Source organism: Streptomyces sp. 2114.4 (genome assembly GCF_900187385.1).
Lineage (GTDB): Bacteria > Actinomycetota > Actinomycetes > Streptomycetales > Streptomycetaceae > Streptomyces > Streptomyces mooreae.
In genome coordinates this window covers 811,727-829,716 of the sequence record NZ_FYEY01000001.1, presented here as the reverse complement: position 1 = coordinate 829,716, position 17,990 = coordinate 811,727, and the positions used below count along the sequence as shown (strand labels likewise).

General features: G+C 67.8%; 16 protein-coding genes and 1 pseudogene. 12 read left to right on the top strand and 5 right to left on the bottom strand.

Annotated elements, in window-relative coordinates; translation table 11 throughout:
* Positions 1 to 546: 546 nt before the first annotated feature.
* Both CFW40_RS03495 and CFW40_RS03490 read right to left on the bottom strand, forming a co-directional pair.
* Positions 547 to 978 carry a hypothetical protein gene (locus CFW40_RS03495; protein ID WP_088796389.1) on the bottom strand — a complete coding sequence of 144 codons (432 nt, stop codon included), beginning with the start codon at positions 976 to 978 and terminating at the stop codon, positions 547 to 549.
* On the bottom strand, positions 978 to 4,559 hold the full coding sequence (locus CFW40_RS03490; RefSeq protein ID WP_176956583.1) for an ALF repeat-containing protein: 3,582 nt from the start codon (positions 4,557 to 4,559) through the stop codon (positions 978 to 980). The genes CFW40_RS03495 and CFW40_RS03490 overlap by 1 nt, the downstream gene beginning before the upstream one ends.
* A 534-nt stretch (positions 4,560 to 5,093) precedes the next feature.
* On the opposite strand from CFW40_RS03490, the gene CFW40_RS03485 reads away from it, so the two are divergent.
* The 7 genes and pseudogenes from CFW40_RS03485 to CFW40_RS03460 all read left to right on the top strand — a co-directional run bounded on the left by CFW40_RS03485 (position 5,094) and on the right by CFW40_RS03460 (position 11,537).
* On the top strand, positions 5,094 to 5,582 hold the full coding sequence (locus CFW40_RS03485; protein WP_088796385.1) for a hypothetical protein: 489 nt from the start codon (positions 5,094 to 5,096) through the stop codon (positions 5,580 to 5,582).
* A 100-nt stretch (positions 5,583 to 5,682) separates the two neighbouring features.
* Positions 5,683 to 7,287: a trypsin-like serine protease gene (locus CFW40_RS03480; protein ID WP_088796383.1), complete on the top strand. Its 1,605-nt coding sequence runs from the start codon at positions 5,683 to 5,685 to the stop codon at positions 7,285 to 7,287.
* A 10-nt stretch (positions 7,288 to 7,297) separates the two neighbouring features.
* Positions 7,298 to 7,387: pseudogene (locus CFW40_RS38845) on the top strand (hypothetical protein); the annotation flags it as partial.
* Positions 7,388 to 7,400: 13 nt separating this feature from the next.
* Positions 7,401 to 8,792, top strand: a complete 1,392-nt coding sequence (locus CFW40_RS03470) for an ALF repeat-containing protein (RefSeq protein WP_176956584.1) — start codon at positions 7,401 to 7,403, stop codon at positions 8,790 to 8,792.
* A 37-nt stretch (positions 8,793 to 8,829) separates the two neighbouring features.
* Complete coding sequence (locus tag CFW40_RS03465; RefSeq protein WP_088801885.1) at positions 8,830 to 9,150, top strand: ferrous iron transport protein A; 321 nt, start codon at positions 8,830 to 8,832, stop codon at positions 9,148 to 9,150.
* A 672-nt stretch (positions 9,151 to 9,822) separates the two neighbouring features.
* The gene (locus CFW40_RS36535) at positions 9,823 to 10,212 is read left to right on the top strand and encodes a hypothetical protein (RefSeq protein ID WP_143034591.1); all 390 of its coding nucleotides are present in this window, start codon (positions 9,823 to 9,825) and stop codon (positions 10,210 to 10,212) included.
* 806 nt (positions 10,213 to 11,018) lie between these two features.
* A complete protein-coding gene (locus tag CFW40_RS03460) occupies positions 11,019 to 11,537 on the top strand; it encodes a hypothetical protein (protein WP_088796378.1) in 519 nt (172 codons plus the stop codon).
* A 150-nt stretch (positions 11,538 to 11,687) separates the two neighbouring features.
* Here CFW40_RS03460 and CFW40_RS03455 read toward each other — a convergent pair whose 3' ends face one another.
* The 3 genes from CFW40_RS03455 to CFW40_RS36955 form a co-directional block, all read right to left on the bottom strand.
* Positions 11,688 to 13,010, bottom strand: coding sequence for a UDP-glucose/GDP-mannose dehydrogenase family protein (locus CFW40_RS03455; protein ID WP_088796377.1), 1,323 nt, complete (start codon positions 13,008 to 13,010; stop codon positions 11,688 to 11,690).
* 99 nt (positions 13,011 to 13,109) lie between these two features.
* Positions 13,110 to 13,529, bottom strand: a complete 420-nt coding sequence (locus CFW40_RS36960; protein WP_176956585.1) for a hypothetical protein — start codon at positions 13,527 to 13,529, stop codon at positions 13,110 to 13,112.
* 42 nt (positions 13,530 to 13,571) lie between these two features.
* On the bottom strand, positions 13,572 to 13,793 hold the full coding sequence (locus CFW40_RS36955) for a hypothetical protein (RefSeq protein WP_176956586.1): 222 nt from the start codon (positions 13,791 to 13,793) through the stop codon (positions 13,572 to 13,574).
* Between the two features lie 168 nt (positions 13,794 to 13,961).
* Here CFW40_RS36955 and CFW40_RS03445 point away from each other — a divergent pair, with 168 nt between their 5' ends.
* The 5 genes from CFW40_RS03445 (at position 13,962) to CFW40_RS03425 (ending at position 17,964) form a co-directional block, all read left to right on the top strand.
* On the top strand, positions 13,962 to 14,786 hold the full coding sequence (locus CFW40_RS03445) for a HipA family kinase (RefSeq protein ID WP_088796375.1): 825 nt from the start codon (positions 13,962 to 13,964) through the stop codon (positions 14,784 to 14,786).
* Positions 14,747 to 15,178, top strand: coding sequence for a DUF3037 domain-containing protein (locus CFW40_RS03440; RefSeq protein WP_256331613.1), 432 nt, complete (start codon positions 14,747 to 14,749; stop codon positions 15,176 to 15,178). The genes CFW40_RS03445 and CFW40_RS03440 overlap by 40 nt, the downstream gene beginning before the upstream one ends.
* Before the next feature lie 288 nt (positions 15,179 to 15,466).
* On the top strand, positions 15,467 to 16,228 hold the full coding sequence (gene fabG, locus CFW40_RS03435; RefSeq protein ID WP_088796372.1) for a 3-oxoacyl-ACP reductase FabG: 762 nt from the start codon (positions 15,467 to 15,469) through the stop codon (positions 16,226 to 16,228).
* Positions 16,229 to 16,257: 29 nt separating this feature from the next.
* Positions 16,258 to 17,028, top strand: a complete 771-nt coding sequence (locus tag CFW40_RS03430; RefSeq protein ID WP_088796370.1) for an SDR family oxidoreductase — start codon at positions 16,258 to 16,260, stop codon at positions 17,026 to 17,028.
* A 267-nt stretch (positions 17,029 to 17,295) separates the two neighbouring features.
* The gene (locus tag CFW40_RS03425) at positions 17,296 to 17,964 is read left to right on the top strand and encodes a uracil-DNA glycosylase (RefSeq protein WP_088801884.1); all 669 of its coding nucleotides are present in this window, start codon (positions 17,296 to 17,298) and stop codon (positions 17,962 to 17,964) included.
* Positions 17,965 to 17,990 lie beyond the last annotated feature (26 nt).

The following is a 17,990-nucleotide window of genomic DNA, read 5'->3' as shown; positions in this document are numbered from 1 at the left end:
GATCCGGCCCGGGGTGGCTGCCGGCGGGCCGTCATGGGGAGAGAAAGCACTGCCGCTGGCCGGGGGAAATCCTCGCGATATGTGTGGCGAACGCCTGTCCCAGGTCGCCTAGCCAGATGATGAGCGACTGTTCTTCTTCGCGATGCGGAGTGAGGCGCCGCCGTGTGTCCTGACCCTCCGCGTCCTCCGCTGCGAGCTCGGGACTCTCCTTCAGCAGGGAGGTCAACCATTGAGGTACAGACATCACGATGTCGACTTTCCTTCCAGAACTCTTCTCGGGTCCTGGAAAGAGTCACTACCAGTCCCCCAACAGATACTGATGAAGCTTCATGCATCATCTGCGCCGGCGTTTTTGCGAGTCGTTGCCCGCCGGTACCCCTCAGGGCTGTCCCGTCATCTCTGGCGAGTGCACGACGACGGCTACGGCGCCACGTACCGATCCATCAGGTCTCAGGGATCACGGAGCCGTCCTTGTGGTCGGCTCAAGGGCGGCGGAAGCAAAGGGCTCCCGCCGCCGATGAAGGGGGCATTCCGTTGCGCGGAGGGTTACTCCCCGCGCATCCAGTCGGGCGATTTCACGCCCCAGAACTCGTTGAGTGCCAGGCAGAAGGAACGGGATTCCCGGCCCAGTTCCCCCCAGATCAGCTGAAGATCAAAGCCTCTGTCCCAAGCCATCAGCAGCGGCTCGAGGAATCCGGTTCCCACCGCGGTGCGGTCCTCGTGACCTTCGGTGGCCATAATGCGTTCCAGGACTCCGAGGACTTTCCTGCGCTCCTCCGCGGGCATCGTGGGAACATTTCTACGGAATGCCCCGGCGAGCAAACCCAGGCGTGCGGTCAGTGGCGGCACGTCCTCCTCGCCCCGCTCTGTGGGAATAACCGGGTCTTCGTTTTGCCACTCGCGGACTTCCTCGCGGTCGCTCTCGGCGAGCACCTCGCTCGCGCCGAGCAGTTCACTCCACCAGGCAGGTGTGGACATCAGGGCTTGCCCTCCAAAGAATTCTGCAGATCGCGGATCACATTTTCCGCGGCAAGGCGGTCGGATGTCGCCGCTTCGGGATTATTTCGGATCCATTTGCTCAGGAATACGATGGCTTGCTCAGCCTTCTGTATGTGGTCCGACCCGCCCACGAGTTTCCCGGTGAGCTTGGTGAACCGGACGGCAGCTGCGGTGCTCCCACTGCCGATAACGGCGTTTTTGCGCCACAGTACATCCATAAACTCTTGCAGTTTTTCGTTGCCCACCTGCGGCTTCTGCATCTCGGCCCGCAGGATGTCCTTGTAAGCCTCGTGAAGATACCTGTTGTGCGCCAGCTGGCCCAACGGACGGGAGAACCCTCCCAGCCACCTCCAACCGAGCTTCCTGCCGAGCGGCTTGAACAGTTTGGCCAGTCCGGACCCGATGCCGTTTTCCAGGTAGGGCTCGACGGCCGGGGTGTTCTGGAGTTGCTTCATCAGCTCCGGGCCGCATTTGTCGCTGTTGCCCGCGTCGGAGAAGATGCTGTTGCTCGTCCACGAGCAGTACCCGGCCAGGAGCATAGCGGCGGCGTCGTCGCGGTCCTTGAAGGTGTCCATCCTGAGGTGGTCGGCGTTGTCTCCTACCCACCTGTCGAAGTCCGCGGCAAGCGCCTCGCAGGAGCCGATGCCCAGCTTGTCGGGGAGCGGAACGCCATTGAGGTAGCAGGTGCCGTCGAAGGACAGCAGCGTCGAGCCGTTCTCATAATCCTTGAGGGCGTCCACGGTCCCGGCGCCCTTGCCGCCGGAGGGTTCGGAGGTGTCCTTGCGCCGTTCCGCGTCTTCCTTGCGCCACTTCTCGGCCGCGATTTCGACAGCTTCCGTGGCGGCCTTCGCCGCTTCGGCGGCGTCCTTGTTCGCGTCGCGGGCGGACTTGCGGGCTGACTCGGCGGAGGCGTAAGCCAGATCCGCGTAGGTGCGGGCTTGAGCCGCGGACGACGACGCCCGGTTGGCGGAAGTGGTGGCGGCAACTGCCGCTCTGCCCGCGGACGCCGCGGCCTGCTTCGCCAACCGGGCGGAGTCGGCAGCGCTCTCGGCGGACACATCGGCGTCGTGCGCCGACTTCTTCGCGTCGTCGGCATATCCCTGGGCCTCGGTGGCCGAGTCCAGTGCCTGCTTGGCGTACTTGTTCGCCTCGTCCTTCGCATGCCGGGCCCTGGCTTCGGCTTCGGCCGCCTGTGCGGCATTCTTCTTCGCCGTGGCGGCGGAGCGCTGTGCGTTGGCGACCAGGCGGTTGACCTCCGCCACGTGGACAGCGGCGTCGAAATCCTGCTTGGCCGCCTTGAAGTGGGCGACCCCGACGAAGTCCCGCAGCATGGACGGCGGACCGGCCAGCGCGACCTCGGCCGCAGCCTTCACACGAGCACCGCCCTGGTTCATGATCCGTAAGGTTTCGGCGCGGTCGTCCACCTCGCGAGCCGCGTACTGGCCTACGTCGAGGAAGTCCCGCAGCCGCTCGGCGGTCCCGGCATCGATGGCTGCGCTGCCCCGCTCGTTGACCGAGGGACCGCCGTCCTTCATCAGCTGCAGGATCTCGACACGGTAGTCGTCAGCCTGTGCCGTGTGCTGCCCCGTGGTGAGGAACTCCTTGATGTCGTCGGGCGATCCGGACAGGGCGACCAGTGCCGCCTTCCTCACCTTCGGCCTGTCCGAGTCCGCCAGGTGGCCGACCCGGGCACGATCGTCCTGCTCGGCGGCAATCCTGCGGCCGGCGAGCAGCCACTGCTGGACGTCGGCGCCGGCACCGGACAGCGCATCCGCTGCGGCCTGCTGCGTCCAGGGACCTCCGGTGCCCATCAGCCGCATGGCGGCCCGGCGGCCCTTGATGACGGCCGTACCCGCGTCGGTGTCCTTCGCTGTCGCCTCGGCGAGGAGCTGTTCGGTCTCCTTGTCCTGCCGGGCCGATTCGGCCCGCTCCCAGGACAGGTCCTCGTCCTGCTCCTTGTCCTTGTTCTTGAGGTCCTCGGCGGCCTGGACCGCCTGGTCCTTGTCGGCGTCCAGCTCGGCGGCTTCGGCCTTGCGTGCGGTCTGCTCGACCGTGCGGGCCTGCTGCGCCGCCTTGACGGCGTCGTTGGCCGCGCTGATCGCCGCGGTGGCGCACTTCTTGGCCTTGTCGGCCCAGCGGTCGGCCTGGCCGGCATGCTGTGCGGCGTCCTCGGCCGCGTCGGCGGCCGCATCGGCGTGTTTGGCGGCGCTGTCCGCGGCAGTGTTGGCTTCCTTCGCCGCCGCGGCGGCTGTATTGGCAAGCGTTTCGGCCGCGTTGGCGGCCCGGGTCGCGGTGGCGGCTGCCCGGCGGGCCCTGACCGCGGCCACCGCCGCGCGGTGTGCCTCCGCGCCGGCCGTCGCCGAATAGGCCCCTGCCTCGGCCGCGGCCGTCGCTGCCGCTGCCGCGTGGGTACCGGCGCTGGCCGCCGACTGCGCGGAGTTGACGGCGTTGAAGACGGCCTTCATCGCGTTGAGCGCGGCATCCGCAGCGGTGCGTGCGCCGGACGCGGCGGCACGGGCGTCCTGGGCCGCCTTTCGGGCGGCCGACGCCTGGCTCGCGTCCTGGGCCGCGGCGTTCGCCGACTGGTAGGCGCGCGATGCCGCCTGCCCGGCAGCGGCTGCTGCCGAGGCCGCGGCGGAAGCGGCGTTCGCAGCTGTGCGGGCCGCGGAAGTGGCGGTGTTGGCCGCCTGAATGGCGGTGCGTGACGCACTCGCGGCCGCGTCCGCCGCGTCCGCCGCCCGGCCCGCGGCTCCCGCCGCGCGCTGGGAATCGTCCTTGGCCGCGGCGGTTTCCCTGGCCGCGCGCTGTGCGGCCTCCTTGGCCTGGCGCGCGGCGTCCTCGGCGCGGGAGGCGGCTTCCTTGGCGGCGTCGGTTTCCCGCTTGGCCCGCTTGCCGGCTTCCGCGGCCGCGTCCGCGAGCTGAGTCACGGTCAGTGTCTCTTGGTCGCGAGAGCGCGCCACGTGCTGACCGTTGTCCAGAAATTCCTTGATGTCCTCGGCCGAGCCGCCCAGCGCCGCCTGGGCGGCCTTCTTCACCTCGGGTCCGCCGTCGTTCAGGATCTTCAGAGTCTCGACCCGGTCGTCCTCACGCTGGGCCTTGTACTGCCCGGATGCCAGGAACCCCGCGAGCGCATCGGCGGAACCGTCGTCGAGAGCCTTCTGCCCGGCCTCCTTCACCGCCTTGGCGCCGTCGTTCATGGCTTGCAGCACGGCGACCCGCTGGTCATCCGCGAAGGGCTTCCGAATGCCCGAGGCCAGAAATTCCCGGGTGGCTTCAGGCGTCTTCAGCGCCTCCTGAGCGGCGTCGCGCACACCCTTGCCGCTGGAGTTCAGCATGCGCAGCACCGTCAGCCGGTCGTCCTCCTCGGCTGCGAGCCGCCGGCCTTCGCCGAGAAACGCCGTGATGTCCGCGTCGGAGCCGGTCAGGGCCCGCTCGGCGGCTTCCCTCGTGGCCCGGCCTCCTGTCCGCCAGGCCTCGACCGCTCTGGCGCGTTCGCTGAGGGGAGGCTGAGCCTCGGCGGCCGCCGCCGAGGGCGCCGCCACGGCCGCAGTGGTACTCAACACCCCTGTGCAGAGGGCCAGAACCATCGCGAACGCCACCGCGGATCGTGTACTGCCCGCTCGAAATAACCGAGTTCTCTGTCTTCGCATATCCCCTCAAGACTGTGCAGGGCCCGTCGACGGGCCCGTCTTCCGACGCCAAGCGTCGCGGCCGCGTATGTTTCCACAGTGAATCGGACGCGGATAACCATCTGGGGGCGATCCAGCCAAGTACGACGACTCATCATGAGTAGGCATCGAAGAGGCGTCGGCCGTACCATCGTCGGGAGTCGGACATGGCGGCAGATCAAAGTATTTCGAGGCTCAAATCACCAACACAGCTGCGATGTGTGGCTCATGCCACATTTGACAGGCGTCGTGGAGAGCGGATCCAGGTGATACCAATAGGCGAATTGGCCTGATTGGTCGAGGAGTTCGCCTGCCGTCACCCGGCCGGCGACGCGGGAGCCTGCCTCCTGAGTTCCCGGCGTCCGGCCCCGCATACGTGTCTCGTATGCGGCATTTCCATGTACTGCGTGACGAGGGCGAGGAACCATGAAGCGATCTTCCCGACTGCTGGCCGCCGGCATTGTGGCCGCTGCCGCGGTGCTGCAGGGCGCGGCAGCGGCGTCGGCCGCGGACCAGCCGGATGACCCGGGAACCACGACGGAACCGTCGGCGGTCGAGGACTTCGCCTATCCGCAGGCCGACAAGATCTTCAAGGAGAAGGGCATCCTCCTCAAGCGCGGTGACGGGCACATCGTGCTCGCCACCTGCGACAGTCGTCCCGATCTGGTCGAGGTGTCCACCCGCGAATTGGGGAAGTTCTGCTTCCGCGTCACCGGGAAGAAGGGCTATCTGAGCACGGAGCTCCCGCGGGTCTACGGCGTCAGGGGCAACGACTACAAGCTCCGCGCCAACATGACGGTGAACAACCGCGACGCGTCCTTCGACATCACGAAGAACGCCTGGACCCCGGTGGGCGAGACCGCGGACCCCACGCGCCGGGACCACACCCTGCTGGAACTCGTCGCCACCAGGTGAGTGACGCCCCGCAGTACCGATGCGACGAAAGCAGGCGCGGCTCACCGCTGCCTGTCCGGCAGCTCTCGCTGCATTCCCACAACTCCCGAGGGAGACACAGATGTTCGGCAGGAAGCCACGCCTGGCGTGGTTAACCGGAGTCCTCACCACCGGCGTCGCGGCAGGTCTGCTCACCGCCGCACCGGCCCACGCCGTGGTCGGCCCGGCGGTCAAGGACGGTGATTTCACCTTCACCGCGCAGCTCGACATCGGTGGCCAGCGCAGCTGCACCGGAGCGCTGGTCGACCCGCAATGGGTGATAACCGCCGCCCAGTGTTTCGCCGACCGGCCCGATCAGAGCACCAAGGTCGAGCCCGGCGCCCCGAAGCTGAAGACCGTCGCCACCATCGGCCGTACCGATATGAGCGGGGACAAGGGGCAGATCGCGGACATCGTGGAACTCGTGCCCCACGCGGACCGGGATGTCATCATGGCGAGACTGGCCAAGCCGGTCACCGGGATCACACCGGTGACGATCGCGGCCGATCCCGCCGCGCAGGGCGAGACATTGCGGGTCACTGGATACGGGCGCACCGAGGACGAATGGGCACCCGAGCGCCTGCACTCCGCCGAGTTCACCGTGAAGGCGGCGGACACCACCTCGTTGAAGATCGGCGGGACGGATCCCGCCAATGCCGCCATCTGCGCGGGCGACACCGGCGGCCCCGCTTTCCGGACGGTGTCGGGACGGCCGCAGCTGGTCGCCCTCACCAGCACATCCTGGCAGGCGGGCTGCTTCGGCGTCGACGCGGCTGAGACGCGCAGGGACGCGACCAGCACCCGCGTGGACAATCTGAACTCCTGGGTACAGAACGTCCGCTACCGTCCTACCTTCGCCGGCGCACCATGGGTGAAGGCGACTCACATCGCCACGGGGTACTTCACCGGCGGCTCGGCCGGCGGTACCCGACACATGGACATGATCGTGCGCTGGAACGACGCGGAGGTCACCCTCTACCAGGGCTCCGACGAGAAGGACGGCCGAGGCCCCTTCTCCGCCGAGTACCAGCTGGCGGCCCCGCCGAAGCCGGGCCAGACCAGCATCTGGCAGTACGTCAAACAGTTCACCGGTGCGGGCTTTGGCGGCGGCACGGACGGGCTGATCGTGCGCTGGAGCGACGGGGAACTGACGCAGTACACCCACGTCGACAAGAGCGGCTTCCACGCGGAGAAGCAGCTCGCCAAGCCGAAGAACGACAAGTGGCCGCACGCCCAGCAGATCGCCATGGGCAGATTCACGGCCAACGCCCAGCGTGACGACATGATCGTCACCTGGGACGACGGCCGGGTCACGCTCAACAGCGACCTCGCCACCAATGGCCTGAACGCCGAGAAGACGCTGATGAAGGCGAACACGGCCTGGAAGGAAGCGGATCAGGTCACAGCGGGCGAGTTCACCGGCAAGAAGACGGCGGACCTGCTCGTGCGGTGGTCGGACGGTGCGGCGAGCATCTATTCGGGCGTCGACGCCGATGGCTTCCACGGCGACATCAGCGTCCGCCCGCGGACGTCCTTCTGGAGGAACGCGACTGTGGTAGCCGCCGGGGCCTTCGCCGCCAACGACCGGGCCAACGACGTCATGGTGCGGTGGCAGAGCGGCGCGGTCAGTCTCTATCCGGGCGTGGACGCCGCAGGTACGCACGCCGAGATCCAGCTCGTCCACTGAACGGGACCCGTTGACGGCCCGCTCCGCCGACGTCCGCGCCGCCGCGGCCAGAGCGCTCGAAGGCGACGACCCGGCGGTGCGGGCGTTTCGCGCGGCAGGCCAGTATGAGGCGAATGAAGCAGGGCATGCGCCTGGTCGTCGCCAGGACCGTCGCAGCCGTCGGCCCGATCGAAAAGCAAGCCGGCCGCGCCGCACTGGACGCCGACACCCCCAATACCCTGCGCCAGTTCATCACCACAGGTGACACACAGGCCCGCACCCAGGACGAACGCGTCCGCGCCGCCCAACTCGCTGACCCTGGCAACCACAACACCGGCCCACAGCTGAAGGCCGCGGCGCGCATCGCCCTGGAGGGCCCCACCGACCTGCTCCACGCCTTCATCGTTGTCGGCCAGTACAAGACCCAGCGCCAAGACCAACTCGGCGCCACCCACGAGGCACAGGTCCAGCAGCTGATCGACCAGGCCGCGCGCGTCGCCGCCACAGCACAGAAGAACGCGGCTGAAGCATGCAACGCGGCGGCCACCGCCGGCAGGAGGACAGCAACTGAAGCCGCCGGATACGCCAAACAAGCCCAGCAGGCCGCCAAGGACGCCCAGAAGTACCCGGCCCAGGCCGACGGGTATGCCACCCAGGCCGAACAGTCCGCAAAATACGCCGCCGCATCAGCCAGCACTGCGCGCAAGGCCCAGCAGAACGCCGCAAGTGCAGCCGCCGCAGCCGTCACCTCCGCCGCCCATGCACAGTTCTCGGCCGACGCCGCCCGCAGCTCCGCCGACTCGGCCTGGACCGCAGCCCCACAAGCACGCAGCTCAGCCACGGCAGCAGGTAAGGATGCGACCGCCGCCGCACAGGCCGCGACCGCGGCCTACCGCGCCGCAGTCACCAAACAGCGGCAACAGGACGCGCGGTGGCGTCAGATCGTAGCCGACCGGCGCAAGAAGCCGGCCGAGCAGGAACACGACGACGACCGCTGGATTCCCGATTGGCTCGCGGACGCCGCCCACACGGTCGGCGATTACGGAAAGGCCATCTTCGGCAACCCGGACATCTGGGCGGGACTGGGCGAGACCGGGCTCGGTGTCTTGGGCATCGGCATAGGCGGCACTGGTGACGCGGCAGGCGGCGCCCTGTGTATCACCATAGTCGGCTGCCTGGAAGGTGCCCCTGCCATCGTGTCCAGCACGTCGCTGGCAGGCGCTGGAATCTTCGGTGTCGGCGATGGCGTCAGCCGCTTCAGCGACGGTCTCGGACAAGCCCTGCGTGACGCGCAATCGACAGGTCGGACGTCGGCCGGCGGCGCCAACGAGCAGCGCGCCATGGACCTGGTCATGGAGAACGCCAGCTACGGCAATCAACTGCCCCGTAATGAAGGACCCACGGTGGCCCGCTTCAGATGGGTGGGTGAAATGGAACAAACGGTGGATGGCGTTGAAGTGCACTACGTCTACAACACGAAGACGCGGGAGGCGGCCGATTTCAAGTTCAAGGACCGGAGCCAATGAGAGCCGTAGCGAACCGATGGATGAAGGGACGGGCATCATGAGCCATGAAGTACCGCCGAGCTTCTCGGGCGCAGACCGCGATGGCGACACGGATGTTTCGTGGCCAGTGGGCGCCATGTCGCCGGGCACGAGGGTCACCGTTGTTCAGGACCCGTCCTGGGCCGGTCCATGGCAGGCCGAGTTCCAGGGTGTGATCGACGATTTCCAGCCACCCATGCCTGTCGGCCATGCGATGGCGCACAGCGGCGAGTTGTCCTACTGGGTCGTCTTCGACGGCCCTGAGTATGACAGTGACGGCTGCGGCCCGTTCTACAAGGCCCAGATTTGGGGCCGCTATCTGAAACCGGTCACACCATAACGACGGGTGTAGGTGTGACCCGTCCCGTCGGGTCACACCTTGCTGTCGGCACGTCGACGAAACGGCGGTTGAAGGCCGGTCGGCAGCATCGGTGCCGGCATCAGCGGCGACATAGCGGGTGGCGCATTGCGTATCACCGGAATCGGCTGCCCGGCCGGAGCTCCGGCCCTCGTCGCCGGCACGGCGTTGGCAGGCGCCGGAATCTACGGTGTCACCGACGACATCAGCCGCTTCGGTGATGGTCTTGGGCAAGCCCTGCGCGATGCTCAGGAAGAAGGCGGTCCCGGGCATGTGGGCGGTAAGGGCGACGATCCCCTGGTTCCTGAGCTGGTCGACGAGGTCAACGCCCCGTTATCCCGGACACGTCCGGGCCCAGGGCGTGGATGTCGTCGGAGCGGACGGTAAAGTGCTCACGGACTTCGATATCGTGACTCAAAATGTGGTGGTCCAGGTCAAGTCGGGCTCCGGCAAAGGTGCCTTGAAACAGGCGCTGAGAACTCAGGAATTGACAGACTACCCGGTTATTGCATATCTCCCACAAGGCCGTGGAAGTGTAATTAAGAGCCTTGAGCAGGCCGGTGTCATAGTTACGCGCGACAAGAAGGTCCTGCTGGATATCTTGGCTCCATGGCTCAGGCCTAGAACCAGGCGCCCATCAAGATAGGAAGATCCATGCGTCCCACCATCGTCCTCCTCAGCCCTCCGGAGGATCACCAAAGGATCGTTTCCCGGCTTCAGCAAGCCGGGGCCTACAGTAAGGGAACGCTCTTCGATCGGCTCGATAGAGGAGCGTGCAGCTTCAGTGTGGACGCGTCCGGGGACGTACTAGGTGAATTTGACGAAGCCGAGGTGGACGAAGTCCGTGACAGGATCGGCGATTTTCGAGCAATCGCGCTCGAATATTCGAGGGTGTTTTGTATTCGCGACCTGTTGGGCGAGGTGCTTCAGGGGGTCTCGGGATTGCTGGACACAAATTACGGCGAAATGCTCGAATATGAAGAGGTTCTGGCGCGCTTTCGTAGTGAACCTCTTTGGGATTGGCGCTCAGCGGTAGCTGAGTGATTACTCATGTCGATGGGTGACCCTGGAGCGGGGCAGGCAGGCACGGCTTGCCTGCTCCATTCCTGTGACTTGCAACGACCATGTCGTTCTACTTTCCAGCCTACCGAAGAGGTGAACACCCGCTTCCCAGCTCGTGGGCTATGTCGTGGCGCCGCATGTGAGAATCCAGTGCCAGGCCGGCTTCCGACGGACCGGCGACCAGCTGCTTATGCTGTCCGGTCCAGGCGCTGCGGGGCGACTTCCTGGCCGGTCTTCTCGGCACAAGCCCGGCGCAGCGCGGCGGCCTCACAGACGAGGCGCTGGACCGCTCGGCTCTCTTCCTCAGCCAGCGCATTCGCGCTGCGGGTACGGTGCACGCGTCAGCAGGTGGGCTCTGCCCCGCCCCCCACCCTGGCCGACGCTTCGCCTCGAGCCTTGTTCGCAATCACCTACGCGGTGCGCGCTTCCGTCGCCGCCGTCGTCGCGCGAATCTCGCGGCCGAGGCCGGATCGACAGCCAGACGATCGCCGTCTGGACGCGGGAGATCAGCCGCGGCCGCGGCCTGAACGGCGTGGGTGTGCTGGGCACTAACGAGGCTGCGATGGTCGCCGACCGCGTCCTGGCCGTCCTCCTCAACCATGCTGCCACCACCGGCACGAAGGCGGTCGAGGTCGGCGACCCGTACGGGTCGGCCCGCATGCGGGCAGGGCTACCGTCACGAGCAGGGGGCCGGCGGCCGTCGACTCAACTCCATTTACACCGCAAACAGGATCCTCGACGGAGATCCCTTCTTCGTGACAATCACGAGCTGACCCAAGGAAGACACAGTGGCGCTGCTCGCCGAACACACCGTTAACGCCCGACCTGCGCACGGCCTGGTGGAGGTCTATGACGCCGACGCCTACCTCGACGACAGCGCCGCAGCCGAGGCAACACGAGAGCAGGTGGTAGCCGGCAACGGCTACCACCTGTACCTGCACAGCCTGCAACGCGACATCGCAGTTGGCGTCACCATTCGCATCTGGGATCAGGCACAAGCACCACCCAAACACTCCGAAGGTTCGATCCCCGTGATCATCGAGTCCGCCACCGCCTGCCTGGTCATCAATCAACTCACCTTCGGTCCCGCAGGAACCATGGATCTCCCCTGCCCCGGGATCTACGAAGGCCACGCCTGGTGGACTGGCCGAAACTCCACACGCGACTACTACGACCGCACTCTGGCCGAACACACCGAGCCCGAAAGCCTCAAGCGTGCCTGGCAGAACAATCCCATCCCAGAGCGCTACTACCTCGACCTCCACCTCACAGGCGAGGTCTGCCCGGACGATGAAGACAGTGTCTGAGAGCGCAACTAAGCAGTGCCCGCGACGAAGTAGTACCTCTTGCCTCGGACGTACTGACTAACTCCGATGTGGTCGTGGAGGAGGCAGGCTGTCCGGACAGGTCGTGCGTGGGTGGGGCACCGGAAGGGGTGCCCCACCCATGGGCCACCGTTACTTTCCGGGGCGGCCGAGCTGGTGGACGGTCCAGCCCGCGGTGCGCCAGGGCTCGGGGTCGAGGGTGGTGCGGCAGTCGACGAGCAGGGGGTTGGCCGGGCGGCCCGCCAAGGCCTGGGGGTCGGTGTGCCGGTACTCGGGCCACTCGGTGGCCAGGACAACGGCATCGGCGCCGTCGAGCGAGGCGGGCAGATCGTCGGTGTAGTCGAACTCGGGGTTGCGGACCATCGCGGTGGCTACGGCCTGCGGGTCGTGGATGGTGACGGTCGCGCCGGCCTGCTGGAGGGCATGCGCGAGCGCGAGGGCCGGGGATTCGCGGACGTCGTTGGTGCCGGGCTTGAACGCGGCGCCCCACACGGTGAGCCGGGCGCCCTTGATCGGACGGTCGCCCAGGGCGCGGGTGATGAGGCCCAGGGCCACGTCGGTGCGGTTCTCGTTGATCACCTCGGCGGCGCGCAGGAGGGCAGCGGCCTGCTCGGTGCCGAGCTGCCGGGCGCTTGCGGTGAAGGCGCGGACGTCCTTGGGGAGGCAGCCGCCGCCGTAGCCGATGCCTGGCTGCATGCCGCCGCTGCCGATCCGGGGGTCGATGCCGAGGATGTCCACGATCTGGGAGACGTCGCCGCCCGCGGTCTCGCACATGTCGGCGACGGCGTTGATGTAGCTGATCTTCAAGCCGAGGAAAGTGTTCGCGGCGCCCTTGGCCAACTCGGCGGTCTGCGGGTCGGTGACGAAGATCGGCACGCCCGCGTCGATGATCCCGGCGTACACGGCGCGGATCGCCTTCTCGCCCTCGGAGGTGGTGACACCGGCGATGAGGCGGTCGGGGCGCAGGGTGTCCTGCACCGCGTGTCCTTCGCGCAGGAACTCTGGGTTCCACACGACCTCCACGCTCTTACCAGCGGGGGCCAGGCGCTGGGCGAGGGCGGTGACCTGGCTGGTGGTGCCGACGGTGACCGTGCTCTTCCCGACGATCGTGCACGGTCGGTCGAGGTGGGGGGCGAGTTGGCGGATCGCGCCGTAGACCTGTGCGGTGTCGTAGGAGCGGCCGTCGGCGTCGATGGGGGTGCCGACGCCGATGAAGTGGAGTTCGGCGAAGTCCGAAGCCTCGCGGATGTCGGTGGTGAACCGCAGTCGCCCGCTCGCGGTGTGGCGGGCGAGCAGTTCTGGCAGGCCGATCTCGTAGATCGGGCATTCGCCGGCGTTGAGCCGGTCGACCTTGGCCTGGTCGACGTCTACGCCAATGACCTCGTGGCCGAGTTCGGCCATCGCCGCTGCGTGCGGGATGCCGAGGTGTCCACAGCCGATCACGGAAACGCGCATTGCAGGTCCTTGTCTGGTCGGGAGCACACCGTGCTCGATGCCCTCCGACGCTATCGGTGAGGAAGCAGGGCCGAAGGCGGCCCGATGTCAATCAGACGTTCACACTGAGGAGTTCGGCCAGGTGGAGCAGGGCAGGGGTGGCCGCGGATCGGACCACGACGTCGCCCTCCCGGGCGCCTCGACGAGGTAGGGCTTGTGGACGCCGTTTTCGGTGACGCCCTCGGTGTCGAGATAGAAGATCGGCAGGCCGCGTTCGCGAGCGCGGGCCTGGACCGAGCGTCGGTCGGCGTGCAGCCCGATCACGAGCAGGGATTTGGCGTCGTCGGGGAACGGCATGTGTGTGGTGCGCTGGTCGTAGCGGCGCATGAAGGCCTCCTTCAGCCCGGCGCGGGCGAAGAGGCGGTCGAAGTTGTGGGTGGCGACCGGGCCGACCATCGCTCCGGCGGTATGGAGTGCCTTCAGGGCGTGGTGCGCGCCGGTCGGCTCGGCGATGATCAGTGAGCGGAACATTGTCACCATGTCGTCCGACCTTGCGGACCGTGTCGGTGAGGGCCTCCTTGATCAGACTGTCGGCGGCTGGGGTGAGGGTGAAGGCGTAGCCCTGGGTGAGGTCGTTGCCAGCGCGGGCGGTGACCGGTAGACCTCGTGCAGCCAGTGCAGCGGAGGAACGCCGGCTTCGATGCTGGTGCCGCATCCGGCTTCCACGACGAACGGCAGGTGGTTCAGCAGGCCGGACAGATCGTCGGCGTAGGCCGGGGTGCCGCGCTGTTCCTTGACGCGCATCCCGCCGGCCAGCACGTCCTAGGGAACACGTGGAACACCTACAGCTGAAAACCCGCGCCCCAGGGCTGCTCGCGTTCTCCCCAGGGCTGCTCGCGGCGGATTCCCCGGATTGTGCGGTCCGGATTTAATTGTGGATTCTAAGGCCGCCGGGTCGGATAGCCTGGGAAAATGCTGACAGAAGTCACAGCGACTCGCTACGTCACACCCCTGCGTGAGGGCGGCTCGCTCCCGGGAATCGTTGAGGGTGACGATCTCGGTACGTACGTGATGAAGTTCACCGGTGCCGGGCAGGGGCGGAAGACGCTCGTTGCCGAGGTGATCTGCGGAGAGCTGGGCCGGCGGCTCGGGCTGCGGGTGCCGGAGCTGGTGCCGATGCAGCTCGATCCCGTCATCGGGCTGGGGGAGCCGGACCAGGAGGTCCAGGAGCTGCTGAAGGCCAGCGGGGGGCTCAATCTGGGGATGGACTACCTCCCCGGGGCGCTGGGCTTCGATCCGCTCGCCTTCGAGGTGAGTGCGCGCGAGGCGGGCCGGGTGGTGTGGTTCGACGCCCTGATCAACAACGTCGACCGGTCCTGGCGCAATCCCAATCTGCTGGTCTGGCACGGCGAACTGTGGCTGATCGACCATGGTGCGGCGATGATCTGGCACCACAACTGGCCGAGTGCGCACAAGGCTTCGGCCCGGCCGTACAACGCTTCCGACCATGTGCTGGCCACCTTCGGGCCGGATATCGCGGCGGCCGCCGAGGAGTTCGTTCCGCTGATCACCGAGGAGCTGCTGTCCCGGGTCGCGGCCGAGGTGCCGGACGAATGGCTGGCCGACGAGCCCGGCTTCGATTCCCCGGACGCGCTGCGCCAGGCGTATGTGAGCACGCTGCTGGCCCGCGCCGGGACGATCAGCGAACGGATCACCCTCGGGGAGCCCACCGAGGACAAGCCCTCGCAGGCACCGGAATGGCTGGCCGCACGGCTGGTACGGAGGGCAGTGAAGTGACCGGTCTGCACAACGGGCGCGATGTCTTCGAGTACGCGCTGCTGAAGGTCGTACCCCGGGTCGAGCGTGGCGAGATGATCAATGCCGGGGTGGTCGTGTACTGCCACGCCCGGCGCTTCGTCGAGGCCAGGACCCATTTGGACGAGGCCCGACTACTGGCCCTGGACCCCACGACCGACGTGGCCGGGGTGCGGGCCGCGCTCGGTGCCGTCGAGGGCATCTGCCAGGGCGGCGAGCGGGCCGGACAGGCGGCGGGGGAGGACGCGGGACGCCGTTTCCGCTGGCTGATGGCGCCGCGCAGCACCATCGTCCAGCCGGGCCCGGTGCACACCGGCCTGACCGCCGACCCCGCTGCCGAGGCCGAGCGGCTGATGGAGCTGTTGGTGCGCTGATGGCGCGCTGAGGTGCGCTGAGGTCTTGCGGGTCCGCCGGTCAGGGCGCCCGGTTCCGTCTCCGGTGCGGAATCGGGCGTCCTTTCGCGTGACGTCTTCGGGTGACGTGATCGCGCCAGGTTCCGGCCTGCCTTGCAGGTGAGGTGTGCAACGGCGCGGTGGTGGGGCGTTGACAGCGGGTTGCCGGGCTTCTAGCGTCAGCCCTGCTCAGGGTACTAAGCGGTTGCTCACCCACGGGATCGGTGTGGCGGACCGCTTGTCGAGGTTTCGAGGGTGAGGAGAACCCGCATGTCCACCACCGAGCAGCGCGTTGCCATCGTGACGGGCGCGGCCCGCGGTATCGGCGCGGCCACCGCCGTCCGCCTGGCCGCCGAGGGGCGCGCGGTCGCCGTACTCGACCTCGACGAGGCGGCGTGCAAGGACACCGTCGAGACGATCACCAAGGCCGGCGGCAAGGCCATCGCGGTCGGCTGCGACGTCTCCGACGCCGAGCAGGTCGACGCGGCGGTCGCCCGTGTCGCGTCCGAGCTCGGTGCCCCGACGGTCCTCGTCAACAACGCCGGTGTGCTCCGCGACAACCTGCTGTTCAAGATGAGTGAGACCGACTGGGACACGGTCATGAACGTGCACCTGCGCGGTGCCTTCCTGATGTCCCGCGCCTGCCAGAAGCACATGGTGGACGCCAAGTTCGGCCGGATCGTGAACCTCTCCTCCAGCTCGGCGCTCGGCAACCGCGGCCAGGTCAACTACTCGGCGGCCAAGGCCGGTCTCCAGGGATTCACCAAGACGCTCGCCATCGAACTCGGCAAGTTCGGCGTCACCGCCAATGCCGTCGCCCCCGGTTTCATCGTCACCGACATGACCGCCGCCACCGCCGAGCGCGTCGGCATGGGCTTCGAGGAGTTCCAGGCCGCGGCCGCCACCCAGATCCCGGTGCAGCGGGTCGGCCGCCCCGAGGACATCGCCAACGCCATCGCCTTCTTCACCGGTGAGGCGGCCGGCTTTGTGTCCGGCCAGGTCATGTACGTCGCCGGCGGCCCGCTCAACTGACCGCCCCACCGACTCCAGGAGTACAGGACATGACCGAGCAGGACAGCGGGCTCCCCGAGCTCACCGGCAAGGTGGCGCTGGTCACCGGCGGCAGCCGAGGCATCGGCTACGGCATCGCCGAGGCGCTGGTGGCCCGCGGCGACCGGGTCGTCATCACCGGCCGCAACGAGGACTCCCTCAAGGAGGCCGCCGAGAAGCTGGGCGCGGACCGGGTGATCGGTGTCGCCGGCAAGGCGCATGACGAGGCCCACCAGGCCGTCACCGTCGAGCGCGCGATGGAGACCTTCGGCCGCGTCGACTACCTCGTCAACAACGCCGGTACGAACCCGGTGTTCGGCCCCATCGCCGACCTCGACCTGGGCGTCGCGCGCAAGGTGTTCGAGACCAATGTCGTCTCGGCACTGGGCTTCGCGCAGCGCACCTGGCACGCCTGGCAGAAGGACAACGGCGGCGCGATCGTCAACATCGCCTCGATCGCCGGCCTCAATGCCTCGCCCTTCGTCGGCGCGTACGGGATCAGCAAGGCCGCCATGGTCAACCTGACGCTGCAGCTCGGCCACGAGTTCGCCCCCGGGGTGCGGGTCAACGCGATCGCGCCGGCGGTGGTCAAGACGAAGTTCGCGGCGGCGCTGTACGAGAACCGTGAGGAGGAGGCGGCGGCCGGCTACCCGATGGGGCGGCTCGGCGTCCCGGAGGACATCGGCGGGGCCGCGGCCTTCCTGCTGTCCGACGCCGCCGGCTGGATCACCGGCCAGACCCTGGTCGTGGACGGCGGGCTGTTCCTGAACGTCGGCGTCTGACGGCACCGGGCGGGCCCGGAGGCCCTGCCGTGGTGTGCGTTCCAGGAGACAGCGTCCGTGGTGCCGGTCCCCGTCGGGGCCGGCACCACGTTCGTTCCCCGGCGGACCCGCCGGGGAGACCTGTCGGGGGACCGGCTGGGCACAGGGCCGGTACCGGGGCGGCCAGGACGGGGCCACCGGCCCGCGGACGGCATTGTCAGTGGTCGCCGGTAGGTTCTGGGAGTGAGAACGCAATGCACACCGGAGGTTGTTGACGTGGTGACCGACATGCTGCCCGAATCCTGGCGCGGGGTCCTCGGCGAGGAGTTGGAGAAGCCCTATTTCAAGGAGCTCACCGACTTCGTCGAGCAGGAGCGGGCCGCCGGTCCCGTCTACCCGCCCCGCGAGCAGGTCTTCGCGGCGCTGGAGGCGACGCCCTACGACCAGGTGAAGGTGCTCATCCTGGGACAGGACCCGTACCACGGCGCCGGCCAGGGCCACGGCCTGTGTTTCTCCGTGCAGCCCGGTGTCAAGACACCGCCGTCGCTGCGGAACATCTACAAGGAGATGAAGGAGGAACTGGGCCACCCGGTTCCGGACAACGGATATCTGATGCCCTGGGCCCAGCAGGGAGTGCTGCTGCTGAACGCCGTGCTCACGGTCCGCGAGGCCGAGCCCAATTCGCACAAGGGCAAGGGATGGGAGAAGGTCACCGACGCGGTCATCCGTGCCGTGGCCTCCCGGCCCGACCCGGCGGTCTTCGTGCTCTGGGGGAATTACGCCAAGAAGAAGCTGCCGCTGATCGACGAGGAGCGGCATGCCGTGGTGCAGGGTGCGCACCCTTCCCCGCTGTCGGCGAAGAAGTTCTTCGGCTCCCGCCCCTTCACCCAGATCGATGCGGCGGTCGCCGCACAGGGGCACACCCCGATCGATTGGCGGATCCCTGACCTGGGCTGAGCCGTCCGGCCCGTCCGGCCGATCAC